Origin of the sequence: Leuconostoc mesenteroides subsp. mesenteroides (assembly GCA_009676745.1) — a bacterium.
Taxonomy (GTDB): domain Bacteria; phylum Bacillota; class Bacilli; order Lactobacillales; family Lactobacillaceae; genus Leuconostoc; species Leuconostoc koreense.
Genome location: CP046062.1, coordinates 1,648,944 through 1,663,930, shown reverse-complemented (window position 1 = coordinate 1,663,930; position 14,987 = coordinate 1,648,944). Strand labels below are relative to the sequence as shown.

The 14,987-nt window shown below is 37.7% G+C and carries 15 protein-coding genes and 1 riboswitch; of the genes, 13 read left to right on the top strand and 2 right to left on the bottom strand.

Annotated features, from left to right (window positions below; all coding sequences use genetic code 11):
- Nucleotides 1-422 precede the first annotated feature (422 nt).
- The 3 genes from GJV51_08300 to GJV51_08290 all read left to right on the top strand — a co-directional run bounded on the left by GJV51_08300 (nucleotide 423) and on the right by GJV51_08290 (nucleotide 4,462).
- Nucleotides 423-1,724 carry a histidine--tRNA ligase gene (locus tag GJV51_08300; GenBank protein ID QGM25980.1) on the top strand — a complete coding sequence of 434 codons (1,302 nt, stop codon included), beginning with the start codon at nucleotides 423-425 and terminating at the stop codon, nucleotides 1,722-1,724.
- Nucleotides 1,721-3,496, top strand: coding sequence for an aspartate--tRNA ligase (aspS, locus tag GJV51_08295; protein ID QGM25979.1), 1,776 nt, complete (start codon nucleotides 1,721-1,723; stop codon nucleotides 3,494-3,496). The genes GJV51_08300 and aspS overlap by 4 nt, the downstream gene beginning before the upstream one ends.
- Nucleotides 3,497-3,595: 99 nt before the next feature.
- Nucleotides 3,596-4,462 (top strand): DUF2179 domain-containing protein, encoded by an 867-nt coding sequence (locus GJV51_08290; protein QGM25978.1) that lies wholly within the window; start codon nucleotides 3,596-3,598, stop codon nucleotides 4,460-4,462.
- Nucleotides 4,463-4,503: 41 nt separating this feature from the next.
- Here GJV51_08290 and GJV51_08285 read toward each other — a convergent pair whose 3' ends face one another.
- Together GJV51_08285 and GJV51_08280 are read right to left on the bottom strand one after the other, a co-directional pair.
- On the bottom strand, nucleotides 4,504-5,910 hold the full coding sequence (locus tag GJV51_08285; protein QGM25977.1) for an amino acid permease: 1,407 nt from the start codon (nucleotides 5,908-5,910) through the stop codon (nucleotides 4,504-4,506).
- A gap of 100 nt (nucleotides 5,911-6,010) precedes the next feature.
- The gene (locus tag GJV51_08280; GenBank protein ID QGM25976.1) at nucleotides 6,011-7,558 is read right to left on the bottom strand and encodes a PucR family transcriptional regulator; all 1,548 of its coding nucleotides are present in this window, start codon (nucleotides 7,556-7,558) and stop codon (nucleotides 6,011-6,013) included.
- Nucleotides 7,559-7,697: 139 nt separating this feature from the next.
- Between GJV51_08280 and GJV51_08275 the strand changes: the two genes are divergently transcribed.
- From GJV51_08275 to GJV51_08230, 10 genes are all read left to right on the top strand, one after another.
- A complete protein-coding gene (locus GJV51_08275; GenBank protein QGM25975.1) occupies nucleotides 7,698-8,966 on the top strand; it encodes an MFS transporter in 1,269 nt (422 codons plus the stop codon).
- 127 nt (nucleotides 8,967-9,093) lie between these two features.
- Nucleotides 9,094-9,279, top strand: a complete 186-nt coding sequence (locus tag GJV51_08270) for a 30S ribosomal protein S21 (protein ID QGM25974.1) — start codon at nucleotides 9,094-9,096, stop codon at nucleotides 9,277-9,279.
- A gap of 82 nt (nucleotides 9,280-9,361) precedes the next feature.
- Nucleotides 9,362-9,808, top strand: a complete 447-nt coding sequence (locus tag GJV51_08265; protein QGM25973.1) for a GatB/YqeY domain-containing protein — start codon at nucleotides 9,362-9,364, stop codon at nucleotides 9,806-9,808.
- An 88-nt stretch (nucleotides 9,809-9,896) separates the two neighbouring features.
- Nucleotides 9,897-10,760 carry an RNA-binding protein gene (locus GJV51_08260; GenBank protein ID QGM25972.1) on the top strand — a complete coding sequence of 288 codons (864 nt, stop codon included), beginning with the start codon at nucleotides 9,897-9,899 and terminating at the stop codon, nucleotides 10,758-10,760.
- Nucleotides 10,757-11,653: a site-specific tyrosine recombinase XerD gene (gene xerD, locus GJV51_08255; GenBank protein QGM25971.1), complete on the top strand. Its 897-nt coding sequence runs from the start codon at nucleotides 10,757-10,759 to the stop codon at nucleotides 11,651-11,653. The genes GJV51_08260 and xerD overlap by 4 nt, the downstream gene beginning before the upstream one ends.
- A 5-nt stretch (nucleotides 11,654-11,658) precedes the next feature.
- On the top strand, nucleotides 11,659-12,033 hold the full coding sequence (locus GJV51_08250; protein ID QGM25970.1) for a riboflavin biosynthesis protein RibT: 375 nt from the start codon (nucleotides 11,659-11,661) through the stop codon (nucleotides 12,031-12,033).
- Complete coding sequence (locus GJV51_08245) at nucleotides 12,000-12,776, top strand: chromosome segregation protein ScpA (GenBank protein QGM25969.1); 777 nt, start codon at nucleotides 12,000-12,002, stop codon at nucleotides 12,774-12,776. Before GJV51_08250 ends, GJV51_08245 begins: the two co-directional genes overlap by 34 nt.
- Entirely contained in the window at nucleotides 12,769-13,368 is a 600-nt protein-coding gene (gene scpB / locus GJV51_08240) for an SMC-Scp complex subunit ScpB (GenBank protein QGM25968.1), read from the top strand. Before GJV51_08245 ends, scpB begins: the two co-directional genes overlap by 8 nt.
- Nucleotides 13,361-14,110 (top strand): pseudouridine synthase, encoded by a 750-nt coding sequence (locus GJV51_08235; protein QGM25967.1) that lies wholly within the window; start codon nucleotides 13,361-13,363, stop codon nucleotides 14,108-14,110. The genes scpB and GJV51_08235 overlap by 8 nt, the downstream gene beginning before the upstream one ends.
- A gap of 28 nt (nucleotides 14,111-14,138) precedes the next feature.
- Nucleotides 14,139-14,274: riboswitch (FMN riboswitch) on the top strand.
- Nucleotides 14,275-14,375: 101 nt separating this feature from the next.
- Nucleotides 14,376-14,966 (top strand): ECF transporter S component, encoded by a 591-nt coding sequence (locus GJV51_08230; GenBank protein ID QGM25966.1) that lies wholly within the window; start codon nucleotides 14,376-14,378, stop codon nucleotides 14,964-14,966.
- The last annotated feature ends 21 nt before the right edge of the window (nucleotides 14,967-14,987 follow it).

Below are 14,987 nucleotides of genomic sequence, written 5' to 3'. Positions count from 1 at the left end.
GACTTGTAAGATAACAGATTAAATATTCTACTTGACATTATTCAGCCTTACAGCTATGATTATTTATATTAGAACCGATGAATTGGAAAAATTATCGTCTGGACATAAAGAAATTTTGCGGAAGATGCGAGCAAAACAAAGACGTAATTTTGGACACCTTGGAGGTTGCTATTGATCAAGATAGCTCGTGGTTGCGCGTTAAGCAATTAAAGTAACATGAAAATGTTAAAATCTAAGGTGGTACCGTGCATTTGCGCCCTTAACGAGAAATCGTTGAGGGCGTTTTTTTCGGGTTTTAATTAAATAGTAAGATGAAAAATAATGGAGGAAATACGTTTTTAGTTGTTGAGTATTTTTGAATAACGATGGATATATTGTATACTTCGAAATTCTGATAAGAAACACTAAAAACGATAGCAGTTATGGCAAAACCAATATTTCAACGTCCCAAAGGAACAGCAGATTTACTGCCGCAGAAGACAGCACAGTGGCAACATGTAGAAGCAGTTGCTCGTGTTTTGTTTGGTGACTATAATTTCAAAGAAATGCGTACACCATTATTTGAAAATTTCGAAGTTTTTTCACGATCAGCTGGCGACACATCTGATGTTGTGACAAAAGAAATGTATGATTTTCATGATAAGGGCGATCGTCATATTGCTTTACGTCCAGAAGGTACCGCAGGTGTTGTCCGGGCATATGTGGAAAATAAATTATATGGGCCGGAATTTGACAAACCTTATAAGGCATTTTATATGGGACCGATGTTTCGTTATGAACGACCACAAGCTGGTCGTTTCCGACAATTCCATCAAATAGGTGCAGAGGTATTTGGATCTGATTCGCCCGCATTAGATGCTGAAGTAATAGCAATGATTATTGACTTTTTCCAAACACTTGGGTTAAAAAATTTGAAAGTTGCGATTAACACATTGGGGGACAAAGAGTCCCGAGATGCTTACCGACAAGCATTAATTGATTATCTGAAGCCACATTTTGATGAACTATCCGCAGATTCACAAGCTCGTTTAGAAAAAAATCCACTACGTGTATTGGACTCTAAAGATCCCCGTGATCAGGCTTTTGTTGCAGATGCACCATCAATATTAGACCTTTTGTCTGAAAAATCGACCGAACACTGGGAAAAGTTACAAGATATTTTAACCGCATTGAATTTAGACTTTGATATTGACCCAACGATGGTTCGAGGGTTGGATTATTATAACGACACAATTTTTGAAATTATGACTACAGATGAAAGCTTAAAAGGCGCTGCAACAATTGCTGGTGGCGGTCGTTACTCTGGTTTAGTCGAGGAATTTGGTGGACCGGAAACACCAGGGGTTGGTTTCGGTATTGGTGTAGAACGTTTGCTAGATTTATTGCAAGCACAAAATGTTGCCCCAACTAGCGAACCCCATTTAGATTTTTACGTAGTTAACATTGGAGAGACTACGGATGTTATCGCCACAAAAATTGTTCAAGCAGTTCGTTCATTTGGTTATATTGCAGAACGGGATTATTTGTCAAAATCAGCGAAAGCACAATTCAAAGCAGCTGATCGTCATCATGCCAAATATGTCATAACAATTGGTGAGCAAGAACTTGAAGCACAAATTGTTAACATCAAGAATATGACAAATGGCGAACAAAAATCTGTCCAATTGTCAGAACTATATACTAATTTACCAGTTATCATGGATGCAGAAGGGAATAAGGAATGAAACGTACTAATTACGCAGGATTAATTGATGAAACTTATTTAGGTCAAACAGTCACATTGACCGGGTGGGTACAAAAAAGACGTGATTTTGGAGACTTAATATTCGTTGATTTACGTGATCGAGAAGGTATCGTTCAATTAACTTTTAACGCAACAAATGCAGATGCATTAGCAGTGGCGGAAAAAGTTCGTAGTGAATATGTTCTAAAGATTACTGGTCATGTTATTGAACGTGCTGAAAATCAAATTAACACAAAAATAAAGTCTGGCACAATCGAAGTCGATGTGACAGAGGCAGAAATTTTGTCAACGTCAAAAACACCACCATTTTATATAGAAGATGATGTGAATGCCAATGAAGAATTGAAGCTACAGTATCGTTACTTAGATTTGCGCCGCCCTGAGATGCAAAAAAACTTACGTATTCGTTCAAAAATTATGAGTAGTGCTATGCATTTTATGGATACTCATGATTTTATCAACATTGAAACTCCAGTATTGGCAAAGTCAACACCGGAAGGGGCTCGTGACTATTTAGTGCCATCTCGTGTTTTCCCAGGATCATTTTACGCTTTGCCACAATCACCACAGTTATTCAAACAATTGTTGATGGGGGCAGGGTTCGATCGTTATTTCCAAATTGCCCGTGCCTTCCGTGATGAAGATTTGCGTGGTGATCGTCAACCAGAATTCACACAAATGGACGTAGAAACGTCATTTATGACAGCCGATGAAATCCGTGAGTTGGTCAATGAATGGGTTAAGTCGATGATGCATGATGTTGTAAATTTTGATCTTGATACATCTAAAATTCCAACTTTGACATGGCAAGAATCTATGGATCGTTTTGGTACTGATAAGCCAGATTTACGTATAGCCTACGAAATCAAAGATTTGTCTGAAACGGTACAAAATAGTGAATTTGGTGTTTTTGCAAATGCTATTAAAAGTGGCGGTGTTGTTAAGGCATTGGCCGTTCCCGGTGGAGCTGACCGTTATTCACGTAAAGACATTGACAAGTTAACAAAATACATTGAGCGTTTTGGCGCGAAAGGGTTGGCTTGGATGAAAGTATCGGAAGAAGGTTTGACCGGTCCTATTGCTAAATTCTTTGATGATGAAGCACAGGCAGATCTGATTACTTCGACAGATGCTCAAGTCGGAGATTTATTGTTATTTGGTGCTGGACGTGCTGATATCGTCTCAGCAACGCTAGATTATTTGCGTCGTGAAACAGCTAAAGTATTAGATTTGATTGATGAAACAAACCCTTGGGCATTTGCCTGGATTGTTGATTGGCCACTGTTTGAATACTCTGAAGACTTTGATCGCTGGATTGCTGCCCATCATCCATTCACGATGCCAAATGAAGAAGACTTACACTATTTGAATGATGGTGAAGACCCTCATAAGGCCCATGCGCAAAGCTACGATTTAGTACTAAATGGTTACGAACTAGGGTCAGGATCAATTCGTATTCATCGTATGGATGTTCAAGAGAAAATGTTAAAAGCACTTGGATTTACTCCTGAAAAAGCACATGAAGCTTTCGGATTCTTGCTTGAAGGTATGGAATATGGTTTCCCACCAATGGGTGGTATTGCACTAGGGCTAGATCGTTTAGCAATGCTACTAGCTGGCCAAGAAAATATTCGTGAAGTGATTGCTTTCCCAAAGAATTCACGAGCTACTGAACCAATGACTGAGGCACCAACTCGCGTTGAAGACAAGCAACTAAACGAATTAGGATTATTTGTTCCAGACGAAGAGTGATTGTCATCATACAAATTCGTGTTATTATTAGTTTAGATAAAACTTGGAGATAAATGTCTGTTACACACTGGATTTTTTCGTGTAACATGCATATTGATTATGCAAAAAATAGTTCACAATTTTATGAAAAACCAATATGCTAGTCGTATTGGTGGTGCGGTATTTTACGGTGCAATTGTTGCTTTTGCCATGAATTATTTCTGGCATCCAGGACATATTTACTCCTCGGGATTCACAGGATTTGCACAGCTCGTTTCAACTCTAACAGGCGATAGGGTTCCCGTTGCTTTGGCGCTAGCTTTGGTTAACTTACCAATGTTAGCCATTGCATGGTGGAAGCTGTCATGGCGATTTGCCATCTTTACAACGTTAGCAGTTTTGCTTAGTTCAGCGTTGATACCCGTTTTTGATACCACGCGTGTTTTAACGACTGATCCGTTAATAAATGCTATGTTTGGTGGTGCGCTTAATGGTATGGCAGTTGGTACTGCACTACGTTATGGTGTCGGAACAGGTGGTTTAGATGTCATCGGACTCTTAGTTAAGAAGCATTATGGTTTTAAAATGGGACCGATCAATTTATCTTTCAATGCTTTGATTATGATTGGTGCCGGTCTAACATATGGTTGGAAGTATGCTTTGTATTCAATTGTAGGTGTCATTATTAGTTCACGAATGATTGATGTTTTCTACACACGCCAGCAGCAAATGCAAGTGATGATTATTACTACTAAACCAGATGAAATGGTGGATAGTATTCAAAATAAGCTTAGGCGGGGTGTAACTATTATCGATGAAGCGCGTGGTGGTTACACTGGAAGAGAGCGTTCGGTGTTACTAACCGTCATCACGCAGCAGGAAAGATTTGAGTTACGAGAAGCAATCAAAGAGGTTGATGAACAAGCTTTCTCTTCCACTTGGAAAATTGAACATACTGTGGGACGTTTCTACGAGCCAGAGTTATAGTAAAAAGATGAGACAACATCGTGTTGTCTCATCTTTTATTTTTATACGGTTACTGCATTTTTAGTGGAAAACTTTCGGTGAGAAAAGTAACCGAATACTATTGTGAAAAGGATTGCCCCGATGGCAGCCACTCGAGAGTCAGCTTGAAAGAACAAACTGGCGTAAATACTGACGAAGAACAGTAATGTTAGTGGACTAGTCCACTTGTATCCTGGCATCAGGAAACCATCTGGTACGAAATTAGTTGATTCACGGAATTTACGATGAGCATACATTGTCATTGCATAAACGATAATGTACATGTTTGAAGAAATTGACGTGATTAAACCGAATGCACTAGTAATTTGTGGTATTGAATTAATTACAGGTGATAGTAACACTAAAATGGCTGTGAATATAATTGCCTTAGCTGGAACACCATTTGATGAAATTTCACGAAAATTAATCATAAATTGTGAATTTGATTCCTCGGCTAATTGGTAGAAATGTCGACCGGCGGAATAGATGGCGGAATTTAATGCTGAAGCAGCAGATGTTAATACGACAAAGTTAATTATCGTAGCAGCCGCTTTGAATCCAGCCAACTGGAATACCATGACGAAGGGACTTGATTCAGGCGTTTTAGCGATGACATGCCAATTAATGATTGACATAATAATAATCATAGCACCTAAGTAGAAAATCAAAATACGGATAATAATTGTATTAATGGCTTTTGGCAGAACCTCACGTGGGTTTTCCGTTTCAGCTGTTGTGATACCAATAAATTCCATACCTTGAAAAGCGAAAAATACCATTGGAAAAGCTGCGAAGAACATCGAAGCGCCATTTGGAAATAGTGAAAAGTTTGAGAATACATTACCAAATGACGCGACAGTATGACCTCCACTTGCGGGCGCCTTGAATCCTGTGAAAATTAATACTAGACCTGTTACAATCATTGCCACAATAGCAATGATCTTAATCATGGCAAACCAGTATTCTGTTTCCCCAAATACTCTGACGGCAATTAAGTTAATCATAGTTAAAACTAACAAAAATAAAATTTGAATTATCCACGTCTTCCAACTTGGGAACCAAAACTTAACGTAAGTTGATACGGCTGTTAATTCTGCCATAGCTACGAAAAGTAGTCCAATCCAATAGGACCATCCAGCGAAATATCCTGCTCCAGCACCAACATACTTACTAATAAAAGAAACAAATGTATGTTGGGAAGGATCTGCATAAAGCATTTCGCCAATTCCTCGCATCATCATAAAGAAAAATGCACCAAGCACCGCGTATACAATCAAAATTGATGGCCCGGTTTTAGCAATAGAGTTTCCAGCTCCCAAGAAAAGTCCGGTACCAATTGTACCTCCAATGGCAATCATTTGCACATGCTTTTTTTTCAAACCACGTATGGTGCCATCGGCATTCATTGTTGTGTTTTTTTGTTGATTCATAAATATCATGCCTCCTCGATTGATAACAATTCTAACATCTTTATCATCAATTACTCATTAACAAGTGAACAAAGATAATATGATTTATTGTGCATTGTGCTTAATCAAGTAACAAAAAAGCTAATTGAATATCAACTAAAACATCGGGCATGTCGAGGTTAACATCTAATAATTCAGATATCTTTTTTAAGCGATAATTAATGGTGTTTCTGTGCACAAACAAATCAGAGGCCACGGCTGTCACATTTTGGTGTAAAAACATATAGGTTTTCAAAGTTTTGAGGAGAATAGGGTTATCTGAAATTGGGCCCAGTATCCTATCCACGAAAGCATCACTCTCTTGCTTGGGTAACAAATTTAACATTTCTTGTGCACTTTTAGGTCTAAACTGCATAATCGGATGTGCTACTGATGTTAATTGAAGTGCGTGGTTTGCCTGTTCATGAAGCTCTGCTAATGCACGGATAGGTTCAGCAACTCGGGAAAAGCCAATAGTAAAATTATGTGCTAATTTGGATTGCGATGTTAGAAAATCGTATAATTCTTCGAGAAATGTGCGTGTGTCAATTTTATTATCAACTAACAAAATCAGTTGTTGTTTGTAAGAAAAAAGGAGTACAGACCAATTTGATTCGTTAACGAACCAGCGTGTCAGTGCTTGTAATATTTCAAATTGATGCGTTTCAATGACTGCTTTTTTAACTGTAAAATCAATAACCGCTACGCGATAGGGATTTTTAGAGTCAATATTTGCGTTTTTTAGATAATTGTCAATTGCATCATCGCTTAGTCCGTGTTGCATAATGTTCAAAAAGAATCCTGAATGGTTCCGAAACTCAGTTTCATTTAACAAATCAGTTCTCGAATTCGAGAATCCTAATGCAGTGATTACTTGTTCGCGTTTTAAAATTTCAAAATCTGATAATGTCTTATTTGGACTCATAATTGCTACAAAGGCTTTGTTTTCGTTTAGAGCAGAAAAAATTGGAGAAATCTCAAAAATTGTATTATTGAAAGTAACGTGAACTTTTTGAGTTAAATTTAAATAATCAATCTCAGATTCTTCTCGTAAAAATTTGGTGAAAAAATCACGTTGTGGCAGTAAATCAGTGCTAGCATATAGGGCGCGAAAATGTGAGTCCAGTAAGGTTAATGGTGCTCCTAAAATTTCCGCGCTAAGATTTAATAGATGCTGGTAAGTATTATTAGTTTGCATCGTTGACAACTGATGATTAATATTAACAATTTGATGCAATTCACCTGTATGTGTGTTCAGAATGATATCAGTAATATTTTGAATTGTTTGTGGCATCAATTCATCAGTTGGGGTCATGAGAATTGGTACGCGACGTTTGTTAGCTAATATGATAATATCACGAGGTAATTGTGATAGATGACGATTCATTTTGATTCCCAAGCCAGCCGCATTATGATAATCTAGTGCGATAATTAAGTCTCGTAGTAATGTCCAATCTTCCTTGAACAAGAATCCGGTAGTGAGTAATAATTGACCTGGAGCAATATATTCATCAAAATCTGGTGCATCAATCATACCCACTTGGTTGATCTCACGATTGAGTCCTTCGGCACCTGCTAAAATTGGGTAGTCTGCTAGTACTGAATTAGATAACAACTCTTTAACATTCATAATTAATCTCCAATTATTTTGTTACTATTATGCCATTTTTAATTATTATGTACAAATAAAAATTAAAAAGTTGTGCAATATGACGATGATTATTTTTTGGGGGTTCGTTACAGTAAAGGAAACATTATGAGGTGAGTGTATGCAACGTACAGAAAAGAAGATTGTTAGCAATATTTTAAAAGGATCCTTAGGTAATTTAATTGAGTGGTTTGATTGGTATGTTTACGCATCGTTCTCTATCTATTTTGCCCCATCATTTTTTCCTAGCCATGACAAAACGGCTGCACTATTAAGTACGGCAGGAATTTTCGCAATCGGATTTTTGATGAGACCTCTGGGAAGTCTAGTGTTAGGTAAATATGCAGATCAACATGGTCGCCGAGCAGCATTAACCTTATCAGTATTGATTATGGCTGCAGGATCGCTTGTCATTGCGATAACACCTGGCTACCATGTAATAGGCATTGCTGCGCCAATCATTTTGGTGCTAGCAAGGCTATTACAAGGATTATCGTTGGGTGGAGAATATGGTACTTCAGCAACCTACCTTTCCGAAATGGCCAGCCGTGGGCACCGTGGCTTTTATGCCTCATTTCAATATGTGACATTAATTAGTGGTCAGCTCATTGCCCTAGGTGTTCAAATAATTTTACAGTCGATGCTATCAGAAGATATGTTGATTGACTGGGGTTGGCGTATTCCATTTGTTATTGGTTCTCTGGGAGCTATTGTAGTATTGTTCCTCCGTTTGAGCATGGAAGAATCTGACCAATTTAAGTTACAAAAGAAAAACAATAATGGTAGTCTACGACTTTTGTTAAAGTATCCAAAATCCGTCATGACGGTAGTTGGATTAACACTCGGTGGGACAATCGCTTTCTACACTTATACGACGTATTTGCAAAAGTTTATGATTAATTCTGTTGGGTTACCAACACAAGAAGTTACGTTGATTAACTTTGCAGCATTATTTATTTTTATGGTTTTACAACCTATTGCTGGTGCATTATCAGATAAAATAGGTCGCAAACCCTTATTGTTTTGGTTCGGAGTTATGGGGACGATATTTACAATTCCAATATTTCTCACTTTACAACATGTGAAAACGGGGATTGGGGCTTTCTTTCTCATGTTGGCTGGATTAATCATCGTTACAGGTTATACCTCAATTAATGCGATTGTTAAAGCTGAAATGTTTCCAACTGAAATTCGGGCTTTAGGTGTTGGGTTACCTTACGGTTTGACGGTTGCCATTTTTGGTGGCACAGTCGAATATGTTGCCTTGTACTTGAAAAAAATAAATCACGAAAATCTTTTTTTCGTCTATGTCACAGTAGTTGTACTTATTAGTTTGCTAGTTTATTATCGTATGACGGATACAAAGCATACATCCAAGCTTGATTACTAATTATTGCTATAAAATGCATGAGTAAAGTGTTTATAGTATTGACGATTACGCGGAAGTCTGTCATAATAGATAAGTATTTACTGCATGTCGTTTAACGAAATAAAATGCGAGAAAGGAGGGTTATCACATGGCAAAGGTCATCGTACGTAAGAACGAATCTTTGGATGATGCATTGCGTCGCTTCAAGCGTGGTGTTTCAAAAGACGGTACTCTCCAAGAATACCGTAAGCGCGAATACTATGTTAAGCCTTCAGTTGCTCGTAAATTGAAGTCTGAAGCAGCTCAAAAGCGTAACAAGAAGAAGGGTCGTTAATTCGATTCTAAAACGTCACTTAGGTGGCGTTTTTCTTTTATGGTAGAATAACAGTAGATTGAATTTTGAAAGGTTGATACACATGAGTTTATTAGAAGAGTTAAATATTGATATGAAGCAGGCTATGAAAGACAAGAATAAGGATGTTTTATCGGTGATTCGTATGGTTAAATCAACGGTTATGAACGAACAGATTAATTTAGGCCATGATTTAACAGAGGAAGAAGAATTAACAGTACTTTCACGTGAAGTTAAACAGCGTCAAGATTCGTTGGCTGAATTCGAGAAAGGGAATCGAGAAGATTTAGCTGCTGGTATTCACGCAGAGCTAGCTGTTTTAGCAAAGTATTTACCAGAGCCATTGAGTGACGAAGAAATCATTGAACTCGTGAAGGACGCAATCGAAAAGACGGGTGCTACATCTCCCAAAGATATGGGTAAAGTGATGGGGATTATCACACCTCAAGTCAAGGGAAAAGCAGATGGCAAATTTGTTGCTAATCAAGTGAAAAATCTGTTGAAAGCTTAAGTGCTCGTTATAGATTATGTAAACTACACATGGTAGACTATAAGTATTATAAAAAGTGCGTGATGTTGCGTACGTTAAGGAAAACAATATGAATCCAAAAGTTGGCACAATAATTAAAGCAAACGTTACTGATGAAAATGACAAATATTTCTTTGCACAAGTTGATGGCTTTACGTATGAAATTGATAAGGTAGAACTTGAGAAGCCACTCAAAGTCGGTGGATTTGTGACTGGTTTTGCATATGAAAATGAAGGACACAAATTACAAATTACCAAGAAAACACCTGCTGCACAGAAATCAGTATACGGCTGGGGAACGGTTGTAGCTAATCGACATGATTTGGGCGTCTTCGTTTCAATTGGTTTACCCAATAAAGATATTGTTGTTTCTCTTGACGACCTACCAACAATTTCAACACTTTGGCCACAAAAAGGTGACAAGTTAATGATTGCTATTAAAGAGGATCATAAGGGCCGTTTGTGGGGTGAAATAGCACAACAGCATATTATTAGTGCTGTGTCGCGTCGTGCGCCCGAAAGTATGAAGTCGACTACGGTTAAAGCCACAGTTTATCGTAACAAAATGGCAGGTACTTTGGTTATTACTGACGAATATTATCTCGGATTTATTCATCCTTCGCAACGTGATGATGAACCGCGTTTAGGACAAGTTGTTGATGCGCGTGTTATTGGTGTCCGTGATGATGGTACATTAAATCTTTCACTGAAACCTTTGGCTTATAAGACAATGGATGAGGATGCACAGTTCTTATTATTGCAATTGCAAAGACGGGCGGATCATTTTCTACCATTTAATGATAAAAGTAATCCAGAAGCTATTAAGCGTCAATTCGGCTTTAGTAAAAGTCAGTTCAAACGAGCCTTAGGCCATTTATACAAGGATAGACTCATTGAACAAATTGACGATGGTATAAAATTAGTTGAGAAATAATGCAAGAAATTGACAATGCGGTAGTGGATTATCTACACTACATTCGAATTGAACGTGGTTTATCTGAAAATACGATTAAGAGTTATCACCAAGATTTGGTACAGTTTGGTGAATATCTAAAAAGCGAGAAACTGACACTTAAGCAGGTCGATCATATTATTATTTTGTCCTGGTTAAATCGACTCAGAAATTTAGGCAAATCCAATAGTTCAGTGATTAGAATGGTTACGACATTGCGTAACTTTTTTGGTTATTTAGTGCGAGAAAAAATTATTGCTCATAATCCGATGAATGATGTTCGCCCACCAAAAAAAGCAGAGCACTTACCCGCAGTCTTGAGTATAGAGGAAATTGATCGTTTATTACAAGCGCCGATAGAAGATACACCACTTGGTCTTCGAAATAGAACATTGTTAGAAGTGATGTACGCCACTGGATTGCGTGTCAGTGAATTGGTTAATCTAAAAATGAGTGACCTCCATTTACAATTGGGATTGATTCAAACGCTCGGAAAGGGTGATAAAGAACGTATTATTCCAATTGGTGAAATTGCAATCGATTGGCTGACCCGATATTTTAATGAAAGTCGCATTGTTTTACTTAAAGGCAATGAATCCCCGTATGTTTTTTTAAATGATCGTGGAAATCAAATCTCACGACAGGGAATATGGAAGATTATAAAAAAGTTAGTCATAACTGCTGGAATAACTAAAGATGTTTCTCCTCATACGCTTCGGCATTCTTTCGCTACTCATATCTTAGAGAACGGTGCTGACTTGCGTATAGTTCAGGAATTATTGGGGCATGCGGATATCTCAACAACACAAATCTATACCCATATTTCGAAAAAAAGACTTAGTGAAGTGTATGATGAATACCACCCCAGAGCGTGAAAATTATGTTGACACAATCAAGACAATCAGATGAAAAAACCGTTATGGGTATTTTATCGTTGCTGCCAGGGCTACGTGAAATATCTCATTTAAATGCGGAAATAGCATGGTATCATGATAATAAAGCGAGATCGTTATATATTTGGCAAAAAGAGTCCCAAGGACAAGTCCTTGGTGTTTTAGGTGTTGAAGATTATAGTAATAACATCGCCATAATCCGCCATGTTGCCCTAACACCAGAGTCACGTAGTGTCAGAAACTATTTTGATATGCTTTCTGATTATCAAGAGCAGCATCTTGAAGCTTTCCTAATGGGTACCTTGGATAATCAAAAGTTAATTAACAAATGGAGAAAATCAACATCGCGAAAAACGGTCTAACAATTAAATTAAGTGATTTTGAAGGACCAATTGATCTGCTATTACACTTAATTAAGAAATCCGAGATGAATATTTTTGATTTGCAAATTGCTGATATTACATCTCAATATTTAGATTTTATTCATGCACAGCAGGCAATGCAACTTGATGTAGCAAGTGAATATTTGGTGATGGCTGCTACTTTAGTTAAGATAAAATCAGCTGATTTGTTACCAGAAGAAGAACCAGAAGATTATGCTGTAGATGAAGAGTATGCTGATCCACGTGAAGAGCTGATGTTACAATTATTGACCTACAAACAATTTCAAGTAGCAAGTGAATCTTTGCGTGAACGGGAACAATTAAAACAACAATCTTTTTCACGTGCTCAAATGAAGGCACCTGACCATTTGGAACACCCAATAGCTTTAACTCCTGGTTTATCCTTAGGAGATTTACAAACAGCATTTGCTCAACTATTACGGCGAAAAAAACAGGAAACCCCTACCAGAAGGCACGTTACTGCAGAAACATATTCTCTAGAGGAAGCAGTTAACAACATCAATAAACATGTCTTACAGTATCAAGCGGGTGATATGATTCCATTTGTTTCTTTTTTTGATGATATTTATGAGCGAGAGCATTTAGTAGTCACTTTTTTAGCGTTATTAGAAATGGCCAAAGATAAAAAGTTAAAGTTACATCAAGAGTACCAACAACAAGAAATTTATGTAGAAATTGAGGCATTTGACGAAGATGAATAATTTAAGTCAAATAGAAGCACTACTGTTCGTATCTGGTGATGAAGGCATTTCCATGAAAAATATGAGCATGATCACTGGATTTGATCGTTCAGCAATACAAGGCTTACTTGAAGAACTTGTGTTAAAGTATGATACTGACCTAAGCAGTGCATTACAAATTCGTGAAAATGACGATGTGTATCGTCTAGTGACTAAACCGGAACTCGGTGGCACAGTAAAAAAGTATTTTGATTCACCTGTAAATGCAACATTATCGCAAGCACAACTCGAAACATTAGTTATTGTCGCTTATCGACAGCCAATTACACGTGTTGAAATTGATTCAATTCGTGGGGTGCAATCCTCAGGAACATTACAGAAACTGGCGTTAAGACAGTTAATCCACGAAGTTGGCAGAAAGGATGAACCAGGACGCCCTATCATGTTCGGTACCACCGATGAATTTTTGGATTATTTTGGGTTGAAAAAGATTGAAGAACTACCTCCGTTACCTGATTTTAATAAGTTAGACTTAGGTGATGATATTGATGAAGATTTATTTACGAGTGCATTTGATGTACATCAATCAGAAAGTGAAAAAGAAAATGTCTGAAGAAGCACAGAGACTGCAAAAAATTATTGCCCAAGCTGGTCTAGCGTCACGAAGGGGCGCTGAAGAATTAATTATCAACGGGCGTGTCCAAGTTAATGGGGTAACGGTTACTGAATTAGGTACAAAAGTTACCACAAATGATAAAGTACAGGTCGATGGTGCGCCAATTGAAGGGCGTGAGAAGTTAGTTTATTACCTGTTAAATAAGCCTCGTGGGGTTGTGACCACCAATGATGATGAAAAAGGGCGTCGTACGGTGTTGGATATTTTAGAGGATGTCGATCAACGTGTTTATCCAGTTGGCCGTCTAGATTATGATACAACTGGCGTTTTGTTATTGACAAATGATGGTGTGGTGGCTAATCAATTAATGCATCCTAAAACTAAAGTCAACAAGACTTATGTTGCAAAGGTTGAAGGTATTGCAACTGAAGAAAAATTAGCTCCTCTAAAACGTGGCGTGGTTTTAAAAGGTCGTAAAACCGCGCCGGCTCGTGTTTCTATTGAAAGAGTTGAGCCGACTAAAAGAACAAGTATGGTCCGTCTAACTATCCATGAAGGGCGTAACCATCAGGTTAAAAATATGCTCGCAAAGGTTGGTTTACCGGTACAAAAGCTCAAGCGCGAGCAGTATGCTTTTTTTGATGTCACTGGTTTACAGCCAGGCGAATACCGTAAATTAACAAGTGTAGAGATCAAACGCTTAAAAGCACAAGACTATAAATTGTTGCGTCGTAAGTAACATCATGATACAATAGTTTCAAATTGAATAGTAACTTCAGGGTCGGGTGTAAATCCCAACCGGCGGTGAGACATGAACTTCATGGTAAGCCCGCGACCTGCTTTGGCAGCTGATCTGGTCAAAATCCAGAGCCGACCGTAAAGTCGGGTATAAAGAAGTCTAAAAAAAGAAAGTGAAAGCTACATTTTTTTGTTGTACCCTGACAAAATCTGTAGTTTTTTTGTTTGTGTCCACCAATTAGGTGAGCAAACAAGAGGAAAGAAATATGTTAATTGTTCCAGTAACGCGAGTGCAACGTACTGCATTAATTGCAATACTAAGTACTATTTCATTTGGCTTGATGCTGTTTCCCCAAGTGCCGATTGTTCCCGGCGCTGATTTTTTAAAGCTAGATTTTTCAATCGTACCAGTTGTCATTGGTTTATATTGGTTAAATTATTCTGCTTCACTATGGATTGTATTAATTCGTACCTTATTAAAGTTAATTTTGGCAAATGAGGGTGTTAATACCTATTTAGGACTACCAGTTAATTTATTGGTCGTATTAGCCTTTATCACAATTTTAAAAGTAACCATGCCTAACCTTGAGGAGTACGGTAGCTGGAAAAAAAGAATTATACCGTTAACGAGCAGCACAATCGTCATGACAATTGTTGCGATTATCATCAATTGGTTTGTAGCTATCCCTCTGTATGCGAAATTTGCTAATTTCGATATTGCTAAATTCATTGGTTTAAAAAACTATTTTATTGGTATGGTGCTGCCGTTTAATCTTCTTGAGGGTATTATATGGTTTATCATAAGTATGGTCATATTAAGAGCAGTGCAACCGCTTCAGAAAAGGTTTCATTCTTAACAAAACATTATGAGCAAAGTC

What these genes read in the sequence shown, in the direction of transcription:
- GJV51_08300 (QGM25980.1), top strand. Translation starts at nt 423, where the DNA reads ATGGCAAAACCAATATTTCAACGTCCCAAAGGAACAGCAGATTTACTG.
- aspS (QGM25979.1), top strand. Translation starts at nt 1,721, where the DNA reads ATGAAACGTACTAATTACGCAGGATTAATTGATGAAACTTATTTAGGT.
- GJV51_08290 (QGM25978.1), top strand. Translation starts at nt 3,596, where the DNA reads ATGCAAAAAATAGTTCACAATTTTATGAAAAACCAATATGCTAGTCGT.
- GJV51_08285 (QGM25977.1), bottom strand. Translation starts at nt 5,910, where the DNA reads ATGAATCAACAAAAAAACACAACAATGAATGCCGATGGCACCATACGT.
- GJV51_08280 (QGM25976.1), bottom strand. Translation starts at nt 7,558, where the DNA reads ATGAATGTTAAAGAGTTGTTATCTAATTCAGTACTAGCAGACTACCCA.
- GJV51_08275 (QGM25975.1), top strand. Translation starts at nt 7,698, where the DNA reads ATGCAACGTACAGAAAAGAAGATTGTTAGCAATATTTTAAAAGGATCC.
- GJV51_08270 (QGM25974.1), top strand. Translation starts at nt 9,094, where the DNA reads ATGGCAAAGGTCATCGTACGTAAGAACGAATCTTTGGATGATGCATTG.
- GJV51_08265 (QGM25973.1), top strand. Translation starts at nt 9,362, where the DNA reads ATGAGTTTATTAGAAGAGTTAAATATTGATATGAAGCAGGCTATGAAA.
- GJV51_08260 (QGM25972.1), top strand. Translation starts at nt 9,897, where the DNA reads ATGAATCCAAAAGTTGGCACAATAATTAAAGCAAACGTTACTGATGAA.
- GJV51_08250 (QGM25970.1), top strand. Translation starts at nt 11,659, where the DNA reads ATGTTGACACAATCAAGACAATCAGATGAAAAAACCGTTATGGGTATT.
- GJV51_08245 (QGM25969.1), top strand. Translation starts at nt 12,000, where the DNA reads ATGGAGAAAATCAACATCGCGAAAAACGGTCTAACAATTAAATTAAGT.
- scpB (QGM25968.1), top strand. Translation starts at nt 12,769, where the DNA reads ATGAATAATTTAAGTCAAATAGAAGCACTACTGTTCGTATCTGGTGAT.
- GJV51_08235 (QGM25967.1), top strand. Translation starts at nt 13,361, where the DNA reads ATGTCTGAAGAAGCACAGAGACTGCAAAAAATTATTGCCCAAGCTGGT.
- GJV51_08230 (QGM25966.1), top strand. Translation starts at nt 14,376, where the DNA reads ATGTTAATTGTTCCAGTAACGCGAGTGCAACGTACTGCATTAATTGCA.